The sequence below is a fragment of the Koromonas humicola genome (assembly GCF_059726255.1).
This window is the reverse complement of the sequence record NZ_AP040873.1, coordinates 3,474,998-3,496,619: the sequence shown is the minus strand read 5'-3', so window position 1 is coordinate 3,496,619 and position 21,622 is coordinate 3,474,998. Positions and strand designations below refer to the sequence as shown.

At 55.2% G+C, this 21,622-nt stretch carries 17 protein-coding genes; 1 reads left to right on the top strand and 16 read right to left on the bottom strand.

Translation table 11 applies throughout. From position 1 onward, the window contains the following. Positions 1-22: 22 nt before the first annotated feature. Both AC6IZD_RS15360 and AC6IZD_RS15355 read right to left on the bottom strand, forming a co-directional pair. On the bottom strand, positions 23-478 hold the full coding sequence (locus AC6IZD_RS15360; RefSeq protein WP_497784264.1) for a chemotaxis protein CheW: 456 nt from the start codon (positions 476-478) through the stop codon (positions 23-25). Next, positions 475-2,751, bottom strand: a complete 2,277-nt coding sequence (locus AC6IZD_RS15355; protein ID WP_497784263.1) for a chemotaxis protein CheW — start codon at positions 2,749-2,751, stop codon at positions 475-477. The genes AC6IZD_RS15360 and AC6IZD_RS15355 overlap by 4 nt, the downstream gene beginning before the upstream one ends. Positions 2,752-3,195: 444 nt before the next feature. Between AC6IZD_RS15355 and AC6IZD_RS15350 the strand changes: the two genes are divergently transcribed. Beyond that, a complete protein-coding gene (locus AC6IZD_RS15350; protein ID WP_497784262.1) occupies positions 3,196-4,008 on the top strand; it encodes an NUDIX hydrolase in 813 nt (270 codons plus the stop codon). Positions 4,009-4,050: 42 nt separating this feature from the next. Here AC6IZD_RS15350 and AC6IZD_RS15345 read toward each other — a convergent pair whose 3' ends face one another. The 14 genes from AC6IZD_RS15345 to AC6IZD_RS15280 form a co-directional block, all read right to left on the bottom strand. After that, on the bottom strand, positions 4,051-5,772 hold the full coding sequence (locus AC6IZD_RS15345; protein WP_497784261.1) for a CoB--CoM heterodisulfide reductase iron-sulfur subunit A family protein: 1,722 nt from the start codon (positions 5,770-5,772) through the stop codon (positions 4,051-4,053). A gap of 9 nt (positions 5,773-5,781) precedes the next feature. After that, on the bottom strand, positions 5,782-6,936 hold the full coding sequence (locus AC6IZD_RS15340; RefSeq protein ID WP_497784260.1) for a 4Fe-4S dicluster domain-containing protein: 1,155 nt from the start codon (positions 6,934-6,936) through the stop codon (positions 5,782-5,784). A 48-nt stretch (positions 6,937-6,984) separates the two neighbouring features. Beyond that, positions 6,985-8,808 (bottom strand): FAD-dependent oxidoreductase, encoded by a 1,824-nt coding sequence (locus AC6IZD_RS15335; RefSeq protein WP_497784259.1) that lies wholly within the window; start codon positions 8,806-8,808, stop codon positions 6,985-6,987. Positions 8,809-8,843: 35 nt separating this feature from the next. Next, positions 8,844-9,674: an FAD/NAD(P)-binding protein gene (locus tag AC6IZD_RS15330; RefSeq protein ID WP_497784258.1), complete on the bottom strand. Its 831-nt coding sequence runs from the start codon at positions 9,672-9,674 to the stop codon at positions 8,844-8,846. Beyond that, a complete protein-coding gene (locus AC6IZD_RS15325) occupies positions 9,671-10,741 on the bottom strand; it encodes a 4Fe-4S dicluster domain-containing protein (protein WP_497784256.1) in 1,071 nt (356 codons plus the stop codon). Before AC6IZD_RS15325 ends, AC6IZD_RS15330 begins: the two co-directional genes overlap by 4 nt. Continuing rightward, the gene (locus tag AC6IZD_RS15320) at positions 10,738-11,610 is read right to left on the bottom strand and encodes a 4Fe-4S dicluster domain-containing protein (RefSeq protein ID WP_497784255.1); all 873 of its coding nucleotides are present in this window, start codon (positions 11,608-11,610) and stop codon (positions 10,738-10,740) included. The genes AC6IZD_RS15325 and AC6IZD_RS15320 overlap by 4 nt, the downstream gene beginning before the upstream one ends. 3 nt (positions 11,611-11,613) lie before the next feature. Next, on the bottom strand, positions 11,614-12,069 hold the full coding sequence (locus tag AC6IZD_RS15315) for a hydrogenase iron-sulfur subunit (RefSeq protein WP_497784254.1): 456 nt from the start codon (positions 12,067-12,069) through the stop codon (positions 11,614-11,616). 261 nt (positions 12,070-12,330) lie between these two features. Continuing rightward, complete coding sequence (locus AC6IZD_RS15310) at positions 12,331-13,938, bottom strand: DHA2 family efflux MFS transporter permease subunit (RefSeq protein ID WP_497784253.1); 1,608 nt, start codon at positions 13,936-13,938, stop codon at positions 12,331-12,333. A 125-nt stretch (positions 13,939-14,063) separates the two neighbouring features. Continuing rightward, positions 14,064-15,743, bottom strand: a complete 1,680-nt coding sequence (locus AC6IZD_RS15305) for an FAD-dependent oxidoreductase (protein ID WP_497784251.1) — start codon at positions 15,741-15,743, stop codon at positions 14,064-14,066. A gap of 109 nt (positions 15,744-15,852) precedes the next feature. Beyond that, positions 15,853-16,872, bottom strand: a complete 1,020-nt coding sequence (locus AC6IZD_RS15300) for a phosphoribulokinase (RefSeq protein WP_497784250.1) — start codon at positions 16,870-16,872, stop codon at positions 15,853-15,855. A gap of 41 nt (positions 16,873-16,913) precedes the next feature. Next, positions 16,914-17,840, bottom strand: coding sequence for an AAA family ATPase (locus AC6IZD_RS15295; protein WP_497784249.1), 927 nt, complete (start codon positions 17,838-17,840; stop codon positions 16,914-16,916). A 13-nt stretch (positions 17,841-17,853) separates the two neighbouring features. Continuing rightward, positions 17,854-18,264 carry a ribulose bisphosphate carboxylase small subunit gene (locus AC6IZD_RS15290; protein WP_497784248.1) on the bottom strand — a complete coding sequence of 137 codons (411 nt, stop codon included), beginning with the start codon at positions 18,262-18,264 and terminating at the stop codon, positions 17,854-17,856. A gap of 17 nt (positions 18,265-18,281) precedes the next feature. Further along, positions 18,282-19,730: a form I ribulose bisphosphate carboxylase large subunit gene (locus AC6IZD_RS15285; RefSeq protein WP_497784247.1), complete on the bottom strand. Its 1,449-nt coding sequence runs from the start codon at positions 19,728-19,730 to the stop codon at positions 18,282-18,284. 284 nt (positions 19,731-20,014) lie between these two features. Further along, the gene (locus AC6IZD_RS15280; RefSeq protein WP_497784246.1) at positions 20,015-21,382 is read right to left on the bottom strand and encodes a sigma-54 interaction domain-containing protein; all 1,368 of its coding nucleotides are present in this window, start codon (positions 21,380-21,382) and stop codon (positions 20,015-20,017) included. Positions 21,383-21,622 lie beyond the last annotated feature (240 nt).

Genomic DNA, 21,622 nt, shown 5'->3' with positions numbered 1-21,622 from the left:
TCCAGTTCTTGCATAAGATCGATCAATGAATCTCTGCGCTAGGATTTGCGCTTACATCGACGGCACTGCGTACGTTGAGCACTAGGAGCAACTTGTCCTTCAACTTGTAAACACCGCGAATCAACTCGACGTTGGCCTGGGGTACAGTGCTTGGAACAGATTCGAAGTCACTGCTCTGAACCTCGACAATGTCCCCAATCTCATCGACCAGGATGCTCGCCGGCCCATCGCCGGTAACTACAACAACGTGCATAGCGGCAAGAGTCCTTGAACGCTCCGCAATTCCGAGACGGCGGCGCAGTTCTAGGCAAGTGACTATTTGCCCGCGCAGATTCATTAGCCCAGCGACCATTCCGGGCGCCAGGGGAACGCATGCCATCTCCATTTCGCGAATTACTTCCTGCACTGTTTCAATCTCGACTCCGAACATGAGGTCATCGATGAAGAACGTGCAGAATTGCTGAGGTCTCGAACTCATGCTGTCCTTCCCTTTGTGATTTCGGAGGAAAGAAGCGCAGGAACATTCAGCAGGTCCGTGACGTGCTGTTGAATCACCGCAGTTCCAACGAGGCGAGGGTCTTCTATACCTCGAGTTATGGAAGCAGGTTCATCGACAATGTCGAGTATCTCGTCAACAACAAGGCCAGAGGTGCCTGCTTCAGATGAGTGCACCACAACCTGAAGAGGAGCATTCTTGCGCGGTAACTGCGGGAGCCGCAGCGTGTCGGCAACACTTATCAGTGGCATGATGTCGTTGCAATACTGAACGACCTCGCGCCCGCTTGAGTACTCGACGAGGTTGGGATGAATCTCCTCGAGGCGAGATACTGCCGAAAGTGGCAGCGCCAGCCGATTTTGCTGCCCCGCACGGAATACCAGCCAAGAGTCGTGTTGGCGCGCTTCCTCCGATTCGGGGTACTTGGAGTTGCCGTGTCGCGTTGCAGGTTGGCTGGCAATGGAAGCCTTGCTCGCGAGTCCGACAATGTCGAGGATGAGAGCCAATTGTCCGTCTCCCATGATCGTGGCTCCAGCAAAACACGGAACACTCCGAAGGTGCTTAGAGAGAGGCTTAACGACGATTTCCTCGGTGTCGAGGATGCCATCGACGACAAGTCCAAACTGATGATCTTCGGCCTGGACCACAACAATGTTCATCTCGCCATGGTTGGCCTGAACTGCGCTCTTTCCTTCGAGTTTCAATTCGTGGGCGAGGTAGACGATGGGAAGCAGGGTTCCGCGAAGCCGGTAAACAGTCGCGTCTTGGATCCTTTCGATGCCGCTCTGCAAGTCGCTGTCTTCAAGTCGGACCAACTCGACCAGGTTGACCTGTGGTATGGCAAATCGCTCCCCGCCTGTGGTTACGATGAGGGCAGGTATGATCGCCAGCGTGAGCGGAATCTTGATTTTCAAGGTGGTGCCGTGCCCCAGCACACTCGACACGTCGACTGTTCCACCAATTTTCTCGACGTTAGTTTTGACGATGTCCATACCTACGCCGCGTCCTGAAATATTCGTGACTTGTTTGGCAGTGGAGAAGCCTGGCAGGAAGATCAGGTTTGCGACCGCGTGGTCAGACATCTTCGCAACATCCTGCGGCTGTAGCATCCCGCGTTCAATCGCCTTCGCTTTTATAGACTCAAGATCCAATCCCGCTCCGTCGTCAGAAATCTCAATATTCACTCGCCCGCCTTCGTGAAAAGCCCGAAGGGAAAGCTGTCCCTGTCGTGTTTTTCCTGATCGTTCACGCTGTTCTGGCAGCTCTATTCCGTGATCAAGTGAATTGCGAATCATGTGAGTAAGCGGATCCTTGATGGCCTCGATGATTGTTCTATCGAGTTCAGTCTGGCTGCCCTCCATCTGCAGGAGGACGGACTTCCCTGTGGAATTGGATATGTCACGCACGATCCTCGGAAACTTGTTCCAAACGTTCCCAATGGGCTGCATGCGGGTTTTCATCACAGCTTCCTGCAATTCGGAGGTGATCAGGTTCAACCTCTGCGCCGTGTTCACGAAAGCGGCATCGCTGTGGCCGCAAGTGAACCGCAATACCTGATTCCGTGCGAGCACGAGTTCGCCGACGAGGTTCATGAGACTGTCGAGGAGCGATACATCGACTCGAATACTGCTACTTGTAGCGTCCTCATGGATCTGAGCCTGTGTTTGAAGTGCCTCTTGCACCGCTTTGTTCGGTGCCGCACCGCTATCGACAAGGATCTGGCCGAGCATCCTCGGATCACCTTCTCGCTGGAGTTCGACAGCCGCAGCGATAGATTCAGGGGCGACCGCATCACGCGCGATCAGGATTTCTCCTAGCTTCGGAGTCGGGTCTGGCTGGATCTGTTTTTGCGAGTTTGAAGCGTCGCGAGGAATGTCATTCTGCTCAAGAATTTCGGAAAGACACTCAATGATTGCGTCCAGGCCCACGGCACTTTCGGCGCCCGAACTTGCCACGGAGGCAAGCAATTGTCGATCTACATCGATCATCCTCAGCAATGCGGAGGTGATGTTCTCGTTCAGCTGCAGTTTGCCATCGCGGATGCGGGAAAGTATGTTTTCGCCAACGTGATTCACCGACTCTAGCTTCTGCAGACCAACGCTTCCGCCTGTGCCCTTCAAAGTGTGAACTGCGCGAAAGATCCGCGCGATCAACTCTTTGGAATCCGGAGTCTTTTCGAACTCGATGAAATCGCGATCGAGCTGGTCGAGAATTTCGGCAGCCTCGACCAAGAAGTCTTGTATGAATTCGTCCATGGCACTTGAGCAATCAGCCTTCAAGTTGCACATCGGACGCAATGGAGAGAACTTTAGAGCCTATCCAGTTATCGCAACATGGGTGTGAGCAATCTCACGTTGCAGGAGGTCGTATGGAATAGACGCTGGATGTGTTCTGATCTAGATTGATACGCCAAGGCGAGGGTGTCCTTATGGCGTGCAAATGTGCGAACAAATTGTGTGCAAATCCCTCTCGTCAAAATGGGAAACTGTTCCGTCTGGACATCGACATCGGAAGCAAGTCTGGCGATCTGAAGCAGAAAACGTCTTACATCTGGCTTTGCGAACAATGCGTCAGAAAAATGCATCCGGTTGTCGAAGTGGTCGATAATACTGTTCGCGTTCGGCTCGTGAAGAATGCTTCAACACAGGAGGCAAACGTCTGGAAGCGAGCAAACTGATCGTGCATCGAAATAAGGAAGCATGGACCTCTCAGAACCGATAGCAGCAGTCGCAATTGTGCAAGCGCAGACTCCGAGCGAATCTGTATTGCTGATTCGTCGCTCGGAAAGGAAAGAAGATTCGTGGTCAGGCCATTGGTCGTTTCCCGGTGGGAGGCGCGAGCCTAGCGACCCCGATCTTCTGCATACGGCCCTGCGCGAGCTAGAAGAGGAGTGCGGAATTCATCTCGAACGAGAGAATATGGTCGCCGAACTCCCTGCTGTGCTCGCCAGGCGTCGGACAGGCCCTTTTGTACTTGTCGCTCCTTATGTGTTCACCGTGTCGGAAGAACTGCCCACGCGTCTGGATGAGAGCGAAGCCGCGGATGCCATGTGGCTGCCGGTGCGCGCGTGGACAGATCCTGCAAAGCATTCGCTATTGGCTGTGCCGGGGTTCGGTGGCGAGTCGCTGTTTCCGGGAATTGCCCTGAACGGAATGCCTCTGTGGGGCTTTACTTACCGGCTAGGGACAAGTTGGCTTGGTATGTTGCCGGAAAATGGCGAGCTCGAGCATGCTGGATTTGAAGTGGCAAGCCAGATACTGGCTTTCCTGCTCTCACGCGGATTGAAGCTGAAACATGAGTGGGCAGATCGAGCCTCCCGCCCGGCAGAGGTGGACGGTCCAATGGCAAAAGTTGCCGCTGTCGAAGGTGCAATCCCTGTGGAGCTTGCAGCTGAGCACTTTGCACGTCCGTCGAACACAGTGCCGAGGATCAATCTGCTGGAAATCCAGCCAGACCATATCCGCGTGGTCGGATTGGCATTCGAGGAGTATTTGATCGTCAGCGCGAGATAGGGAGTGAGGCGGTCTTCTTATCTCAGCTCCCTTGCAGGAAGATTACTGCAGTTCTTCGAGAACGCCTTCGATCTGGGCGTAAATCTGCTCGTCGGTGAAGTGACGCACTTTGATAGCACCTGATGGGCAAGCGGCGGCGCAGCAGCCACAAGCTTTGCATACGGCACTGATGATATGGCTGACATGCTTGTCTTCGTTGAACTCAATTGCGCCGTAAGGGCAAAGTGAATTGCAGGCACGGCAACCGGCGCAGAGCTTGTCCTGTACTTCGGAGTACACTGCGTCGACCGTAATCTGTCCCTGGGCCACTTTTGCGAGAATTCGAGCAACCGCCGCACGTCCCTGCGTGATGGATTCAGGAATGTCTCTTGGAAACTGGCACGCTCCGGCGATATACACGCCATCGGTTGTTGTCGCAACGGGATCGAGCTTCGGATGGCTCTCGATGAACCAGCCCTCCTTGTCGCAACTGATGTTCACGAGTCGTGCGACGTGTGCCGCATCCTCCCTGGGTTCCATGCTCACCATGAGCACAACGAGGTCGGCAGGCAATTCGATCTCTTCGCTAGAGAGTTGCTCTTTTAACGTGATGAGCATGTTGCATCCATCACTGGGCGAAGCTTGGCGAATCGTGGGTAATTGACCTTTGGCGAACATCACGAACGACGTTCGAACTTCGGAGCACCTGCGATAGAAGTCCTCGCATCCCTTGCCAAACGCTTCGATGTCTGTGTAGAGATTCGAAACTCGGGTATTGGGAAGCGCCGACTTAATCTCAAGAGCATACTTGAGAGCGGTCGTGCAGCAAACGCGGGAGCAATAGCCGTGGAACTGTTCGCTTCGTGATCCCACGCAGTGGATGATCGATATAAACCGCGGAGTTTTGCCCGACTTCGTCAGTATCTTGCCGCTCCGCAACATAGCTTCGAATTCGAACGAATTGACGACGTCTGGAAGGTGGCCGTACCCATACTGTTGGACTTGCTTGGCGTCGAATTCCTTATAGCCCGTGCAAACGAGAATTGATCCGGCATCGAGTTCAAGTGTGTCGCCGTCTTCGGTTCGCAGACGCGGTTTGAAGTTGCCGTTGAATCCCTTCAGTTCGATTAGCTCGGAGTTGAGGAACAAGCGAATGTTGGGATGACGTTCGACGCGAGAAATCCAAGTGCGAAGGATTTCCTGGGCGGAGTCGAGGTATGGCGCAGTTAGATCCAGTCGCGCAACATTGCCTCCGAGTTGGCCCTGCTTTTCGACCAAGTAAACCTGCTGTCCGGCGTCTGCAAGTTCGAGGGCAGCGGTCAACCCGGTCACGCCTCCGCCGAGTATAAGAGTTGAGGGGCACATCGGAGCCGGGCGACTTTCGAGCGGTTCATTGAACTTCACGCGCTCAATCGCAGCGTGAACGAGAGCCTTCGCCTTTTCGGTTGCAGCAACCGTGTCTTCGTGAATCCAACTGCACTGCTCGCGGATGTTGGCCATCTCGAGCATGTACGGGTTCAGGCCCGCGCGCTTGATGGCTGCGCGGAAGGTCGGTTCGTGCATGCGCGGACTGCATGAAGCAACGACAATGCGCGTGAGCTTGTGTTCCTCTATATCCTGCTGAATCATTTCCTGGCCAGGATTGGAGCACATGTACTTGTAGGAGCGGGCGACATTAACACCGGGAAGAGCGCCAGCCCATTCAGCGACGGCGGCAACATCGACGATCTTGCCTATGTTCGTACCACAGTTGCAAACGTAAACGCCAATCCGTTCTTCCGCCATAATTGCTCCCTACGCCCGTGGTTGCAGCTCGAGTGTCTGCTCAATTTTCGGAAGCGTTTGCTTGTGAGCTTCCTGTTGCAAATGTGCGAAGTACACCGCCAGTGGGCGATAGGCCAGGTGCGACCATTTACTGAACGGAACCTCAAGCGCGAGCATTGGAACCACGCCCATCAAGTGCACTATGTAGGTGATGTTTGCTGCCATCGGAAGCCCTGCACGATGCAGAATGTGCTGCACTACTCCGGTAATGGACACGAAGAGGAGGAGTCCGAGGAAGATCCAATCGGTCTCATGAGAGTGCTTGTGGTAAGCGGCGTCCTTCTTTATGCGTCCGTAAACCGCGAAGATAGATGTCCCGATCAGTCCAATAGCCGACAAGTAGCCGAGGCTGTGGGCGTACCAGTTGATCTGCGGGCCTGATTGCATGTCGCGCAGGAACAGCATGATAAGCACGAGCATCGTCAAATAGCTGAGCATCAGTATGAAGTGATTGGCCCAAGGCTTCTTGTCTTCGCAATGACGGAAACGTTTCTGGGTGAAGAAGTGGATTGGGAGCAGCGGCAGGAATCGCAAGTACATCGAGAGTGGCACGTGGACGGCGTGTTCGCTTCGCATTGTGAAATGCCACATCCTGATGCAGTTGATCAGCAGCAGAATGCCGAGCGTGATACCCATGATCCAGTCAAAAACGTGAATGGCATGGGCGGGCAGGAACGCGTGCGGTCCATCGTAAGCAGAAATGCTCCCGCTGCCAAAGAACAGACCATAAGTCAGGAAGCCAGCGCCAGCCAGAAATGCAACGACGAGAACGGCGATCAGTTCCGAGATCCAAGAACGGTAGAGTAACCGCGAAAGGCCGGTGAAATCGTATTCAGCGGTGAGCCAGCGACGAATGCCCATCATCGTTTCGCCGGGTTCGGCACCACGCGGACATTGCTCCGAACACTTTCCACAGTAGTAGCACAACCATGGGTCGAGAGCGGACCGGAGTGGCTTCTCCAAACCCATTTGGAGGTAGCGCACCGACTTGCGCGGGAAAACGTAAGGGTCGTCCGAGTGCGAACAGGCTGCGCTGCAATTGCCGCATTGGTAGCACTTGGCGACGTCCTTGGCCCCGAAGAGCTCCAGTTCATCGATCAGGTTCGGATTTACGCGAACGGCCATGTTCTTCCTTCTTCATCTCGCCCCTTTGTAGGAACGAGATGTCTTTCTTCAAGCGCCCTTTTGCGGGACAGACTTCTCTTGTAACTTGCTCTTGCTGCCAACGATTGAACGCAAGGCTTCAGCGGCTGCGGCAGACGCTTGAGCTACCGTGTCCGGAATATCCTTCGGGCCCTGGCAAACGCCAGCGACGTAAATGCCCGGTCTTCCCGTGGAGTTCGGTTCGGCGTTGTAGTCGAGCTCGCGGAACCATCCATCCGAGTCGCGCGTGATCTGCAACATCTCTGCGACTTCTTTGGAGCCGTGCGAGGGTTCCAAGCCGACGGACAGGATCACCATGTCTACGGGGGTTGTCATGAGATGCTCGGCAACAACATCTTCGCCGTGGATGTAGAGCTGCGAGTCGATTTCCTTCACGCTGGCAGTGCGTCCGCGGATAAGGTGTACGCCCTCTTCGCGGATGCGCTCATGAAACTCCTCATATCCTTTTCCGAAAGCGCGCATATCAATGTAGTACTCGTAACAGTTGGCTTCAGGAAGTTTTTCGCGCACCAGATGAGCGAACTTCAGCGAGTACATGCAGCAGACGCGTGAGCAATACGAGTTGTAGTTCCGGTCGCGGGAACCGACACAATGAACGATGGCGACAGCTTTCGGCTTCGGGCCATCGGGTTCGAAAACCCATTCCTCGGTCTTGGTTCGCTTGTTCAGCTTTTTCGTCTTCATGACGATCTTGCCGCCGGTCGGGCCGGAAGCGTTCGTCAGTCGCTCGAATTCAAGCGAGGTCAAGACATTTGGAAAGGTGCCGTAGCCATAACGGGCGATTCTTGTTGCATCGAGTGTGTCGAATCCGGTGGAGACAATGATGCTGCCCACCTCGATTTCGACTACCTCGTCCTTCGCGTCAAGATGAACCGCTCCCTTGGTGCATTTCTTCACACACGCGCCGCACTTTTTGCCGCCACTCTGTACCCAGGTGCAGTGCTCGGGATCGACGACGTACGCGTTGGGCACGGCCTGCGGGAAGGGAATGTAGATGCTCTTACGGCTTGCGATCCCCATGTCGAACTCGCTCGAAGTCGAAACTGGGCACCAGTGAGCGCATTCACCACATGCCACGCACGCCGAAGCGTCGACGCGGGTCGCATGCTTCAGAACTTTGACTTTGAACTTACCCGCAGTGCCGCTCACCTGCTGGACTTCCGACAAGACCATTAGCTCAATATTCGGATTCTGACCGACGGCGACCATCTTCGGAGTCAGAATGCAGGCGGCGCAATCGAGTGTTGGGAACGTTTTGTCGAACATTGCCATGCGTCCACCGATCGTTCCGGTTCGCTCGACGAGATAGACTTTGTTCTCAGATTCGGCAATTTCGAGTGCCGCTTGGATTCCTGCTACACCGCCACCGATGATGAGCGTTGCTGTGTTTGGAGCGGAAGCCGCTGCAACTGGAGATGGGGAATAGTGTTGCCCCGTCAACGTGGCAGCGAGCAGGGCCTCGGCAGCATTCTGGGTAACGCAATCGCCTCGTTCTCCCAGGGATGCGAGGCGAACTCGTGTTGCGTCAACTCCGGCAAGGGCCAGCGCGCGCGCAAAGGCAGGTTTATGAAACCCCGGATGCTCCGCTGCCACAACGACCGCATTCAGCTTCGATTTGCAAAGCTCAGAAGCTAAAGCTTCGGGATCGAGTCGCGCTCCGTCCACCGTGCGAACGAGCACCACGTTGGGCAATTTCTTTGCGTACTGGGCAAGGCTCTTGAGATCGACCGCGACAGAAGAGTTCTGTTCGGGAGCGACGAAGTAAACGCCGACGCGATCGATCACCGGGCTGCTCTCGATTGCCGTAGCCGAAATTTTCGATTCGCCGTTCATAAAAGCCTTCCGTGATCGCGCATACTGTCTCGCATCTAGAACTCCTGCGGCAAAGCCTTAATCTGATCCGCGGTGAATACCGGGCCATCCTTGCAGACGTACGTTGATCCGATGTTGCATCGGCCGCACTTGCCAAGGCCACACTTCATTCGGTTTTCGAGCGTCGTGTAGATCCGGTCACCCGGGAATCCTTGTTTGGCCAGCACGGGTAGAGTGAACTTGATCATGATGGGCGGGCCACAGATCACGGCGAACGTATCTACCGAGGTGGTCAGGGTCTGCTCCACCGCGGTTGGAATACGGGCAACGAGACCTTTCCAGTCGGGTGTTTCGCCGCCGGGATCGACTGCAAGGCACAGTTTCACGTCGGAGCGCTTTGCCCACTCTTCGAGTTCACGCTTATAAACCAAGTCGGCCACAGTACGAGCGCCGTAGACGATGGTTACATCCTTGAATTGATCGCGCAGGTCGAGCACATTCCAGATGACGCAACGTACCGGGGCAAGGCCGATGCCACCAGCGATGAATACGATGGAGTGTCCCTTCATCTGTTCGAGAGGGAAGTGATTGCCGTAAGGTCCACGGAAGCCGATGGTGTCCCCTACAGCAAGGCGGCGCAGGGCGCTCGTGACTTTGCCGGTTGCTTTGAAGCTGCACTCGATGTAACCCGAACGCGTTGGAGGAGAAGCGATGCAGAACGTGCTCTCGCCTTCGCCAAAGACCGAGTACTCACCGAATTGTCCTGCCGAGAACTGAAACTGTTCCGCTATGCTGGAGTCTTCGAATTCAAGTTTCAGGGTGCGAGTGTCGATGGTCTCGTCGGTGATCTCGCGGATCCGCATCAAGTGTGGCTGGTAGATATTCATTGCGCACTTCCCTCAGACTCAGCTTTCGACAGGGCAACAAGGTCGCCGACGATCTCTGGGAGGTCCATTCCTCCTGGGCACACGCGGGCGCAGCGGCCACAGCCAGTGCAGAGAATTTCGCCAAACCGGCTGGGATAGATCGAAAACTTGTGTTCGATTCGCTGCCGGAATCTTTCGCTCTGAGTTTGTCTCGGATTGTGTCCCGATGCATGGACTGTAAACTTTCCCGTTTGGCAGGAATCCCAGTTGCGGCGGCGGACACCTGCATCGGCGCTGTCATGCTCGTCCACTATGTCGAAGCAGTGGCAGGTGGGGCACACGCCCGCGCACGCGCCACATCCGTGACAGCGCAGGGCAATGGTCTTCCACACCGGGTGTTCGTAGTGCGAGGCAAGCCAACCGGAGAACTCGGCGGGAATCGCTGCGAGATTCTGTTCAACTTTCTCTCCGGCAAGTTGCCGAGCCGCCTCAGCTTGCGATAGTGAACTGTCACCGATCTTGTTGCCTTCAGGGCAATGCTGAAGAAGAGCTTCCCCCTTGGGCGTCGCGATCTCGGCAACGTAGCCACCCTCGACGGGAATGAGCATCACATCTGCTCCCCGGGAAGAATCCGGTCCCAACCCAACGGCAGTGCAGAAGCAGGTCTTGTCCATCACGGAGCAAAGCATGCTCACAATCGTGGTCGCTTCGCGTCGGCCAAACCAGAGCTCGTCGCGGTAATCCCAGTTCATCACCTTGTCGACGATTTCCAGACCGGCGACATCGCAGGGCGTCGCACCGAGAATGACCTGAGGCGCGGGTGTTGTTGGCACCTCTCGGATCTCGACTCCATGTTGTGTTTTCCGGTACTGCAGCAGAACCTCGCTCGCAGGAAGGAAAAACTCTTTTAGCGAGCGCCGTGTCACGCGAACTTCCAGGGCCGCATCGTCCAGTTTCTGGATTGGGAGGTAGTCCGTGGCGTTTGGATCATCGGCGGCGCGAACCGGGGCGATAACGCGGGTGTTTGAGGCGACTAGGCTGGCAACCAACTGCGCCAGGTCTTCTTGAGTTAGGAATCTGCGCGTCACCGGATGAACTCCTCGTCGTCATCTGTGCGGAAAACGCCTAAGGGCGTGGGCACAGTGGGGTCTTCGCAGGCCACATAGTCAAATCTTTGTTTCACCGAATCGGCAACGTAGCGGGCGAGCAATCCGAGTGGAATATGCTCAGGACAGGCGCGCTCGCACTCGAGACAATCCACGCAACGCCCCGCCTGATGCAACACTCGCATCGTTTGCCATGCGCGGTTCGCGCGAGGAGTTGGCGAGGGATCAATCCACTGAGGCTGTCCCTTGTCCGCCGTACATTGCACGCAGAAGCACATCGGACAAGCCTCTCGGCAGGCATGGCACCGGATACACCGAGCCAGTTGCTCGTCCCAGAACTTGCGGCGCTCTTCGAAAGTCATCTTTTCAAGAGCAGCGATCTGTTCGTCACGCTTGGGATTGACAGGTGGCGCGGGTGGAACCTCGCCAAGCAGGTGATCGTGCAGCTTCGGTTCGCGAACGTCGCAATTTGCACAACGCACCGACACGGTCTCGCTGGTCAGTTCGGAATCGATTGCTGGGCTTTCGAGAACGCCTCCGCAGCGCATGGCGATGATGACCACGTTGCTGCGATCAAGCTGCTTTTCACGAATCAGGCCGGCGACGGAGCGGGAGTCGCATCCTTTAACAACGATTGCAGGCTTTCCAAGATGGGCAATGTGCTTGCGCCGCGGGTTCAGGTATGTTGACAGGTTGTGGACACACCGTTTGTCGAATACCAGCTTGTCACACTGCGCAGCATCGGTGATGAATGCAGGACGCACGCCTCGAGGGCCTTCTTCGTATCCAATGACAACCTTGACGGTGCCTTCGCTTAGCAGTTTGCGGGAGAGTTCCTGTAATTCAGTCATGGATTACTCGCCGCCTTTCTGCAATTGCACCAGACTGCAAGGGCCAAGTGTCTTTACGCGGGCGGTGGTTTCGTTCACGACCTCTTGCCATTTGTTGCCCTCCGAGGCCGAAACCCAGGAGAAAGTGACGCGGTCGTCTTCGACTCCCATAAATTCGAGCAGGTCGTGCAATACGGCGAAACGACGTCGGGCATAGTAGTTGCCCGTACTGTAATGGCAGTCGCCTGTGTGGCAGCCACTCACGATGACGCCATCCGCTCCGCGTTCGAAAGCCTTGATGATGAACAGGGGATTGACCCGGCTGCTGCACGTCAGTCGGATGACTCGAACGTTCGGATCCATTTTCAGTCGGCTGGTACCCGCCAGATCTGCGCCAGTGTAGGTGCACCAGTTACATACAAAAGCGACGATCTTCGGACTCCAACTGTTTTCGGCCCCAATTTTCACTTCATCTGACATGACAGGCCCTCGTAAACAACATTTGTTTGCGATCTCCTCGACGCCGCTTCACTGGGGCAATCTTCTGCTCTCACCTGGCATCGCCTTTTCAGAGGCATATACAAGGCTCGAATCTCGAGAGCGCTCTTGACTTCCTTGCGGAAGGATAGCGCCAAGTCTCGCCCAAAAATGTGATCAGCGGCACAATGCAGGCAGACGAGATGCCTTAGCCTTCGAAACCTATTCGTTTCCCCGAACATAGCGGAGAGAAATAGGCTTCAATCAGGCATGTAGCAGCTCTGGTTGGCTCTCCTCGGCTCCAGCCGATGATGCGGATTTGACTGCGGCTCCGTTCTTTTTCGGATCCTTTAGCAGGAACGTCAAAGGGATCATGAGCAGGAAAACCAAGCCCATGATCTTGAAAGCCTCCACAAAGGACAGCATGGCGGCATGTTGCTGAACTTGCCCGAAAACGGCACCAAAAGCGCGGCGTGATGCTGTTGCGGGATCCGAACCTCGTAGTGTGAAGTATTGCGTGAACTGGTGCAGCGTTGCCGTTACTTGCGGCTGGCCATCGCGGATGTGCTCCACGAGCCGGCTCTGGTGGAATTGCTGTCGGCGCGCAAGGAACGTTGTCATCATCGCGATGCCGACGCTGCCGCCAATGTTTCGCATCAGGTTGAAAATGCTGGTGGCATTGCCCATTCTTTCCTTGGGCAGGTGCGACATGGCTGCAGCAGAAAGCGGAATGAACACGCAGGACATGCCTCCGCCTTGTAGCACCTGCGGCCAGAAGATGTCCCAATATCCAGCCTGCAGATTCAGTCGGGCGTACATGAACATCGTGACGGCCCCGACAATAAATCCAATGACAAGAAGTTTGCGGACATCGACCCGGCTGGCGATTGCGCCTACAACGAATGTCAGTGCGAAAGCACCAAGCCCTCGTGGTGATAGCGCCAGTCCGGCTTGCATCGAGGGATAGTTAAGCAAGGTCTCCAGGTATTGCGGTAGCAAGACGAGGCTGGCATAGAGCACGAAGCCGATAGCTGACATCAAAAACACGCCGACGGTGAACGATCGATCGCCAAGCGCTCGCAGGTCCACGATCGGATGCTCAACATGGAACTCGCGTATGACGAAGATTAACAACGCCGCACAGCAGACGAGTACCTCTAGGCGAATGTCGCGCGAACCTAGCCAGTCTTTGCGCTGTCCTGTATCAAGCAGAATCTGAAGCGACCCTAGACCGAGCGCAAGCAAGCCCATTCCCCACAGATCGACACTGGCATCACGGTTTCGCTTGATGTAGGGAGGATCGTGAATGAAGCGGGCCATCATCAGCATTGAGACGGTGCCCACCGGAATGTTGAGATAGAAGATCCAGCGCCATGTGTAATTGTCGGTGATCCAACCGCCCAGGGTTGGGCCAATGATCGGCGCCACGATGATTCCAAGGCCATAGGCTGCCATTGCCTGCCCATGTTTTTCTTTGGGAAATGATTCCAGCAAGATTGCCTGCGCTAGAGGCTGCAATCCTCCGCCTGCCAAGCCTTGCAAAACCCTGAAGACAATGAGTTGCGGAAGACTAGTAGCCATGCCGCAAAGAAGAGAGGCGATGGAGAATCCTGCAACACACGTCAGGAGTATCCGTCGGCGTCCGAAGTAGCTGGCTAGCCATCCGGACATTGGCAGGATGATCCCATTCGAGACCAAATAAGAGGTGACGACCCAAGTCCCCTCTTCATAAGTTGAGCTCAGATTCCCTGAGATGTGGGGGATCGACACGTTAACGACCGTCGTGTCGAGGACCTCCATAAAGGTCGCCAACATGACGGCAATAGTGACGATCCACGGGTTAACCTGTGGGCGGGAATCTGCGGTTTTCATGCCATTCGCCTGGAACGTTGAAGCTTATCGCGGTCCAAAACCGCGAAGCTGTGACGCACAGCACGCCGGCCTGTTATCCGAAGGGCAATCCGAACTTTAATTTAGAGCAGAAGCAGAAATGCTGGCTAAAGTTCCCCCAGCGTCTCGTGAACCAGGTGTACGGCGATGGCTCCTTCTCCCACGGCGGAGGCGACCCGCTTCACATTGCCCGCCCGTACATCGCCAACGGCGAATACGCCGGGAAGGCTCGTCTCAAGTAGCTGCGGCGGGCGGGTGAGCGGCCATGGAAACTGAGCGATGTTCTGCGAGAAGAGTTCCATATCCTTACCGGTCAGAATGAAACCCTTGTCATCCATTGCGACACAGCCCTGAAGCCATTCCGTCCGTGGAGACGCGCCCGCCATGATGAACACATGCCGAATTTTGTGCGTTGAGGCCTCGTCATTCACCTTGTCTAGCCATGTAACAGATTCGAGGTGATTGTTCCCCTCTAATCCGATTATCTCAGTGTGGAAATGGAGTTCGATGGCAGGATTGTCTGTAATGCGTTTGATCAGGTAACGCGACATCGTGTCTGAGAGTTCGCCGGAGCGAACCAGCATGTGAACCTTACTGGCAGTTTGCGAGAGGAACACCGCCGCCTGTCCGGCAGAGTTTCCTCCGCCTACTACGATGAGCTCTTCATTTGTGCAGAGTTGCGACTCCATATAAGTCGCTCCGTAATACACACCCTGCCCCTCAAACCTCTTCAAGTTAGTGATCGGAGGCTGGTTGTACTGCGCACCGGACGAGATGACGATCGAGCGTGCGGCCAGCTTGCTTCCGTTGTCCAGAACGATCTCGTAAGGACGCTGCTTGCAGTTGAGTTGCACTACTTCGTGTCCGACCATCATCTGCGCGCCGAACTTCTGAGCCTGCGCGAGAGCGCGACCGGCGAGTTCCTGCCCGGAGATTCCGGTGGGGAACCCGAGGTAGTTCTCAATTTTAGAACTTGAACCAGCCTGGCCACCGGGAGCATGCGTTTCTATGACGAGCGTGTCCAGCCCTTCCGAGGCTGCATATACCGCCGCTGCCAAGCCAGACGGACCTGCGCCTACGATGATTACATCGCGAACCTGCGATTGATCGATGTTGACGTTGAATCCCAGGCAGTCGGCAAGCTGTTGCGTTGATGGATTTCTCAGAACAGTACGGCCATAGCACAGAACAACTGGGACTTCATGCGTCTTCACTTCGAAGCGATCCAGCAATTCCTGTGAAGTCTTGTCTGTATCGAGGTCGATGTAGGTGTACGGATGCGCATTGCGCGTGAGAAACTCGCGGATCTTCAGCGTGTTTGCACAGTGACGCGAACCCATGACGACCACATTGCCTAGTCCATTGCTGATGAGTGCGATGCGTCGCAAGATGAACGCCCGCATGAAGACCTCGCCCAACTCCGCATCGGTTGCGACAATCGTTCGTAATCCATCGCCGCTGATCTCGAGAAAGTCACCCTCCTCCGACACGCGTCCGAGAACAAGACAGCGCTGTCCTGATATCATCGTGATCTCGCCCGTGAATCCGCCTGCGCTATGCCACGCAACCATTCGCTCGCCCTGGAAATCGACTTGTACAATTTCCATGCTTCCCGACAGCAGGACGAAGAATGGAACCTCACTGTCTCCGGGACGAAACAGAATGTCACCTGGTTTGAAGTGACGTAGTTCTCCCACGGCACGTAGTCGCCCAATCTGCGAGTCAGTCAAACTCGGGAACGCTTGGGTGTTGGCGTCGAGCGCGCTTGGGGTGGGCCAGGATGACATTCTTTAGTTCTCCTCATCAGAGTCACTGCACCAAAGGCGACAGCGCGAGTTGAACTTTATGGATGCTCCCCGGACAATTTTCGGTTCGGAAAAGATGATCTCCGCTAACTCAGAGAGCTTTCGCTTTCGATTCCAGCTCTCGTACTTCCTCGGCCTGAATCGTGCGTAGCCGGTTTAGAGCAGCAATCGGACGAGCGAAAACCTGTGGGCCTTTTCCTGAATGTGCTCGTAACAGATGAAAAGTGATCAGCAGTTGCGTCAACGCCAGGGGGTCACTATGACGAACTTCTCCGCGGTCGTTATACTCGCCGAACTGATCTCCGCGCAGCGAGCGAAGACCGGGCAGATGACTCCAAACCTCGTTCTCAAGTTCTTCGGCGCGCTCTCGTTCCACATTGCCATCAATCTCCAGAAAATCGACGGGACGGCCGCAATCTCGCCCCATTACAAGGCGTATAGCAGAGTCTCTTGCCGTCTGATCAAACAAATAGCTCAAGTCCGGATGAGGAATTGTGGGACGTAGCACCAGATGCACGTTCAGATGACTGTCTGTACCGTCCTGCATTTCGGTGACATCTGGATAGAACCGCACGACGATATCCGCGTATTCACGTTGCGGACGAATGTAGTCTCTGGAGTCCGCTTCGCGTTTTTCCAACTCGGCAAATACCTGCTCTGGCGTGTATCCGCGTTTCGTTGTGTCCCGCTTAATCTTCCATTCCCGGCGCAAGTCTTCGGGTGGATCGAGGAAGACTTTCACGTCGTAAAAAGCTCGCATGGCTGCCGTGTGACAACCGAGCAATCCCTCAACGATGACGAATTCGCGCGGCTGAACGTACTCAGGGCGGACAAGAGTTCCCGTGCGATGATCGTACACTGGCTTGAGCATTGGCTCGCCATAGTGTGCACGTTCGAGATGCAATTCCAGAATGTCGAGGTAGTTGCAATCAGGATGAAGTGGCGTAATTCCACGGACTGCGCGCTCGGCGCGGTCGTACTTGTGATAGTCGTCCGTGCAGATATGAGTGACCCGCTCCGGTCCCAGCAGACGAGTGAGCCCCTGAGTTATGGTGGTCTTGCCGGCAGCGCTGTCTCCGATGATTCCCAGTACGATTGGTCGCTTTCTCATTACAGACTCCTTACGGCACAATGAATTTCGCTGTACGTGGGTCAGCTTGCTACTTCGATTCCGCCTTGAAATACGCGGCTTTGGCGGATGTCTTCGGCTGAAATGCGCATGAGTTGCGCGCGCGAAATGCAGCCGCCTTGTTCGATAATCCGGTTCGCCTGCCGCAGCTTCGCTCGGTCGATGGCATTGCGCACACTTCGTGCATTTGCAAATTGCGGCTGTTTCATTCGCATTTGTAAATATTCGATGAATGCCAACCTTGACCCGTCATCCAAGGCATAGTTCTGTTCCGCCAGCATCGCCTCTCCTATTACGAGCAGTTCTTCTGCTGTGTAATCGGGAAAGCTGATGTGGTGCGCGACCCGGGAGCGAAAGCCAGGATTGTTCCGAAACAGCCCGGCCATACGATCGGGATAACCCGCCAGGATCACTACGAGGTCGTCCCGCATGTCTTCCATAGCTTGCAACAACATCTCGATCGCTTCCTGTCCATAGTCGCGCTCGTTCTCCGGACGATGCAGGTAATAGGCCTCGTCGATGAAGAGCACGCCTCCCATTGCTTTCTTGATTGTCTCTTTCGTCTTCGGAGCCGTGTGACCGACGAACTGCCCTACCAGATCATCGCGAGTGGCTACGACAAGATGCCCACGGCGAAGGAATCCAAGATGGCGAAGAATCGTCCCCATGCGCTTCGCCACAGTCGTCTTGCCCGTACCGGGATTCCCGGTAAAGCTCATGTGCAGTGTCGGGCGCTGCGTCGCGAGGCCCACCTTTTCGCGCATTTGCGAAATGAGAAGCAGCGATGACAGCCGCCGGATGTAGGCCTTAACCGACTGCAGACCTACAAGCTCGCGGTCCATCTCATTCAGAATTTCATCCAGATTTGAGTCGCGATGTGCTGCACCGATGTCAACATATTCAGCTCCGTCGTGCACTGGACGCACTCCCCCTGTCTGCGTGGGTTCCATTTCCCTTCGGCTCCTACTGCTCTAATTCTATGGCGTTACGGTGATGGATCGTGTACTGAACGCGCCGGTCTGCACCGTCCTTGCGTTCGAGACTGAACCCGGGCTCGGACGCGGGACGATTTACGATGAAGCTCAAAGCGGTGGTCTGCCGACCCTTGCTGCTGTCGAATCCATTCACCTTGATGTAGCGATTTGGGAATTCTTTTCGGCACTCATTCAGAGATGCCAGTGCAACCATCGGGTCCTTCATGTCGAACATCGGAAGTTTCCACATTTCCCAGTACGAGTTGCGTGGATGCGGGTCGTCCGTGTGCTCAATCGAAATCGCCCAGCCGTTTTCAATGCAGTACTTCATTTGTGCAAGGATCTGTTCATCCTTGAAGTCAGGTAGATATGAGAATGCTCCCTGCGTGATGCGCATCATCTTCCTCCGCGATAGCTCTACAGTGTTAGGGTTCCGACTGCGTCGGGAACGTCAGTGGACTGGAAGTCGAAAGTGACATCGCGCCAGGTTTCAAGCGCTTTGCGTAATTCCGGGCACCAGCGGGCCGCACGGTCCAAGATTTCCGGTCCTTCGTACAGATAATCGCGTCCCTCATTTCGCGCCTGGATCATGACTTCAGTCGCGACGCGATTCGCCGTAGCTCCCTGCGCAATGCCGTCAGGATGCCCAATGGTGCCACCGCCAAACTGCAGCACGCAGTCCTCGCCGAGATAGTGCAGGAGTTGGTGCATCTGGCCCGCGTGAATTCCACCTGATGCAACCGGCATGACGGCGGGCATCGAGGCCCAGTCCTGTTCGAACAGCAAGCCCTGCGTCGGGTCAGCTTCCATCGTGTTGCAGCGGAGCGTGTTGTAATAGCCGCGAACGTTGTTCGGGTCCCCTTCCAGTTTGCCTACAACGGTGCCTGCATGCAGGTGATCCACTCCGGCAAGTCGCATCCACTTGGCAATTACACGGAAGCTGATTCCATGCGACTTCTGGCGAGTATAGGTTCCATGTCCCGCGCGATGGAGATGCAGAATGACGCCATTGCGCCGCGCCCACTTCGCCATTGACTGAATCGCCGTGTATCCGATCGTGAGATCAATCATCACGATCACGCTACCAAGTTCCTTCGCGAAGTCCGCGCGTTCATACATCTCTTCCATTGTTGCGGCGGTCACGTTCAGGTAATGGCCCTTGATCTCGCCTGTAGCGGCCATCGCCCGATTCACAGCCTCCATGCAGAACAGGAATCTGTCACGCCAGCGCATAAACGGTTGGCTGTTGATGTTCTCGTCGTCTTTTGTGAAGTCCAAACCACCGCGAAGTGCTTCATACACCACACGACCGTAGTTCTTGGCAGAGAGTCCAAGTTTCGGCTTTACCGTAGCGCCGAGCAGTGGGCGACCAAACTTGTTGAGATACTCACGTTCCATCACGATGCCGTGCGGCGGCCCCTGGAATGTCTTAACGTAGTGCGGTGGAATCCGCATGTCTTCGAGGCGCAACGATTTCAGGGCCTTGAACGCAAATACGTTTCCGATGATCGAAGACGTGAGGTTTGCAATGCTTCCTTCCTCGAACAAGTCGAGGTCATAGGCGATGTATGCAATGTACTGATCGGTGCCCGGAACCGGATCAACGCGATAACACTTGCCTTGATAGTTCTGGTGCGGAGTTAGGCGATCGGTCCATACAACGGTCCATGTTGCAGTTGAAGACTCACCGGCAACGGACGCAGCGGCCTCGATTGGTTCTACCGTTTCCTGCGGCACAAACCGGAACGCGCACAACACATCGGTCGGCTTGGGTTCATAGTTTGTGTTGAAATATCCCATCTCGGCGTAGGGAGTAACGCCCGCTGCCCAACGTGCTTTCTTGCGCGGTGTGTCCATCGTAGCCATGCTCTCTCCTCAACATCACTGGGCTGCCAGTGTGTGTCATGGATAAGGCAAGTGGTGTGCCATCACGGAGCAGTTATCGCCGGCGCATGCTGAATTGCTCGCAAGCTGTTATCGATGGAAGGGGTTACTGCACATGGAGGGGCGTGGAAACGTAGACAATGGTTTCTTCAGCGAAATCAAGTGTGCCAGTCGTGTCTCACCCAGCTTTTCGGCCTGTCAAAAAGTCTGAGCTGCCCGCCCTGCCTTCGCGATTTTGTTGGCTGAGGTTCACTGTGACGCGGCTGTCACAGTTGTGTGCCACCATTGTCCCGGTGCCGCTTCAGTTCGCCTGCATGCAAATGGTATTTCGCGAGGAGACGATGAAAAGTCCGGCGTGGTATGTGCGCCAGCATGGCAGCTCTGGAGATATTGCCCTCGGCTCGGAGTAGGTAACTCTGTAGCGCCTGTCGTTCAAATGTTTCGATCACTTTCGATTTTCCAGGCTTAAAACCAAGAGTCGTCTTTTCGACGGTCACGTCCTGCACGTGCAGGGGTAGGTGTTCGGGATCAATCGTCTGAGTCGAGCTGAGCACAACGGCGCGTTCGACGATGTTCTCCAACTCTCGCAGATTGCCGGGCCATGAATAGCTGCGAAGAAGATTCATTGCCTCAGGCGAAATCGAGTCGACGCGCTTATTTACCTTTGCCCTCGCGCGTTGCAGGAAGTATTCGGCAAGGAAAGGAATGTCTTCGATTCGCTCTCGCAGTGGTGGCAGGGTAATGGTGAAGGTGTTGATCCGATAAAAGAGGTCTTCACGAAACGCGCCCTCACGAATAGCTTTCTCGATGTCTCGGTTCGTGGCTGCGATGATCCTTACCGAAACTTGCTTCGTATGGACGTCGCCAACTGCGCGTATTTCGCCGGTCTGAAGTGTCCGGAGCAGCTTGGCCTGGGTTTCGAGCGACATGTCGCCTACCTCGTCGAGCAACATTGTTCCGCCATGCGCTTTTTCGAACAGTCCTTTTCTGTCAGTGAAAGCGCCTGTGAATGCACCACGCTTGTAGCCAAATAGTTCGCTCTCCAGAAGGGAAGGGGACAGTGCTGTGCAGTTGAGAGTAACGAAGGGCTGATTCTTTACATTGCTAGCGCGATGAATCGCTCCTGCGACAAGCTCTTTGCCCGTTCCGCTTTCCCCTCGGATGAGAACCGTTGTAGGGGTAGGTGCGACCTTCGCGATCAGCCGTGAGATTTCTTTCATCTTCGGATTGGTGCCGATGATGAATTCGGTATCCGAATGCGCCTCTAACTCTCGCATGGCGAGCTGATATTTACGCTCAAGTGCTTCGGTATGTTTGCGGGTCTCAAGAAGATTCCACAGAAACAGAGCGGCATTGCACCCAATGACCTCTGTATGTTCAGGCTTGATGGCGTGAAGTTCGCGCGCGACGGTCGCATCTCCTGTGACGTCGATAACGAGATCGGCATTGGTTGTCGCCACTAGCTTCTTGTAGCCGGTCGCAACAGGAATACCGCTTTCGCGCGCGAGCACAAGCCCCGGAGCTCGCTCGTTTTTGTCGACAACCGCAAGTATCTTGACGGTCGGGTCTGAGCGAAACAGCTCCACCAGCTTTTTGCCGCCGTTCCCAGCACCAATGAGGATGATGTTCGTCATACGCCGGTCAATGTGATGTCAAATACCCTGAGCGTAGCTGTATCTCGGCTTCGCTGGCTGCACATTCTGACGCGCTTTCGACAGACGAAAGATTGGAGCTGGATTTACTTAAATGCGAACGCGAGGGCAGTAATGAACGATCTACGGAACAGCGAATCTCAATTGAGCGCGTGTATAGATTCGCGCACTCGGGTTGAGAAATGAATTCACCCGAGTGCCATTAGGACGCGGAGATTGCAG

Excerpts from the sequence above, each read along its gene's own strand:
- AC6IZD_RS15360 (WP_497784264.1), bottom strand. The coding sequence starts at position 478 with ATGAGTTCGAGACCTCAGCAATTCTGCACGTTCTTCATCGATGACCTC.
- AC6IZD_RS15355 (WP_497784263.1), bottom strand. The coding sequence starts at position 2,751 with ATGGACGAATTCATACAAGACTTCTTGGTCGAGGCTGCCGAAATTCTC.
- AC6IZD_RS15350 (WP_497784262.1), top strand. The coding sequence starts at position 3,196 with ATGGACCTCTCAGAACCGATAGCAGCAGTCGCAATTGTGCAAGCGCAG.
- AC6IZD_RS15345 (WP_497784261.1), bottom strand. The coding sequence starts at position 5,772 with ATGGCGGAAGAACGGATTGGCGTTTACGTTTGCAACTGTGGTACGAAC.
- AC6IZD_RS15340 (WP_497784260.1), bottom strand. The coding sequence starts at position 6,936 with ATGGCCGTTCGCGTAAATCCGAACCTGATCGATGAACTGGAGCTCTTC.
- AC6IZD_RS15335 (WP_497784259.1), bottom strand. The coding sequence starts at position 8,808 with ATGAACGGCGAATCGAAAATTTCGGCTACGGCAATCGAGAGCAGCCCG.
- AC6IZD_RS15330 (WP_497784258.1), bottom strand. The coding sequence starts at position 9,674 with ATGAATATCTACCAGCCACACTTGATGCGGATCCGCGAGATCACCGAC.
- AC6IZD_RS15320 (WP_497784255.1), bottom strand. The coding sequence starts at position 11,610 with ATGACTGAATTACAGGAACTCTCCCGCAAACTGCTAAGCGAAGGCACC.
- AC6IZD_RS15315 (WP_497784254.1), bottom strand. The coding sequence starts at position 12,069 with ATGTCAGATGAAGTGAAAATTGGGGCCGAAAACAGTTGGAGTCCGAAG.
- AC6IZD_RS15310 (WP_497784253.1), bottom strand. The coding sequence starts at position 13,938 with ATGAAAACCGCAGATTCCCGCCCACAGGTTAACCCGTGGATCGTCACT.
- AC6IZD_RS15305 (WP_497784251.1), bottom strand. The coding sequence starts at position 15,743 with ATGTCATCCTGGCCCACCCCAAGCGCGCTCGACGCCAACACCCAAGCG.
- AC6IZD_RS15300 (WP_497784250.1), bottom strand. The coding sequence starts at position 16,872 with ATGAGAAAGCGACCAATCGTACTGGGAATCATCGGAGACAGCGCTGCC.
- AC6IZD_RS15295 (WP_497784249.1), bottom strand. The coding sequence starts at position 17,840 with ATGGAACCCACGCAGACAGGGGGAGTGCGTCCAGTGCACGACGGAGCT.
- AC6IZD_RS15290 (WP_497784248.1), bottom strand. The coding sequence starts at position 18,264 with ATGATGCGCATCACGCAGGGAGCATTCTCATATCTACCTGACTTCAAG.
- AC6IZD_RS15285 (WP_497784247.1), bottom strand. The coding sequence starts at position 19,730 with ATGGCTACGATGGACACACCGCGCAAGAAAGCACGTTGGGCAGCGGGC.
- AC6IZD_RS15280 (WP_497784246.1), bottom strand. The coding sequence starts at position 21,382 with ATGACGAACATCATCCTCATTGGTGCTGGGAACGGCGGCAAAAAGCTG.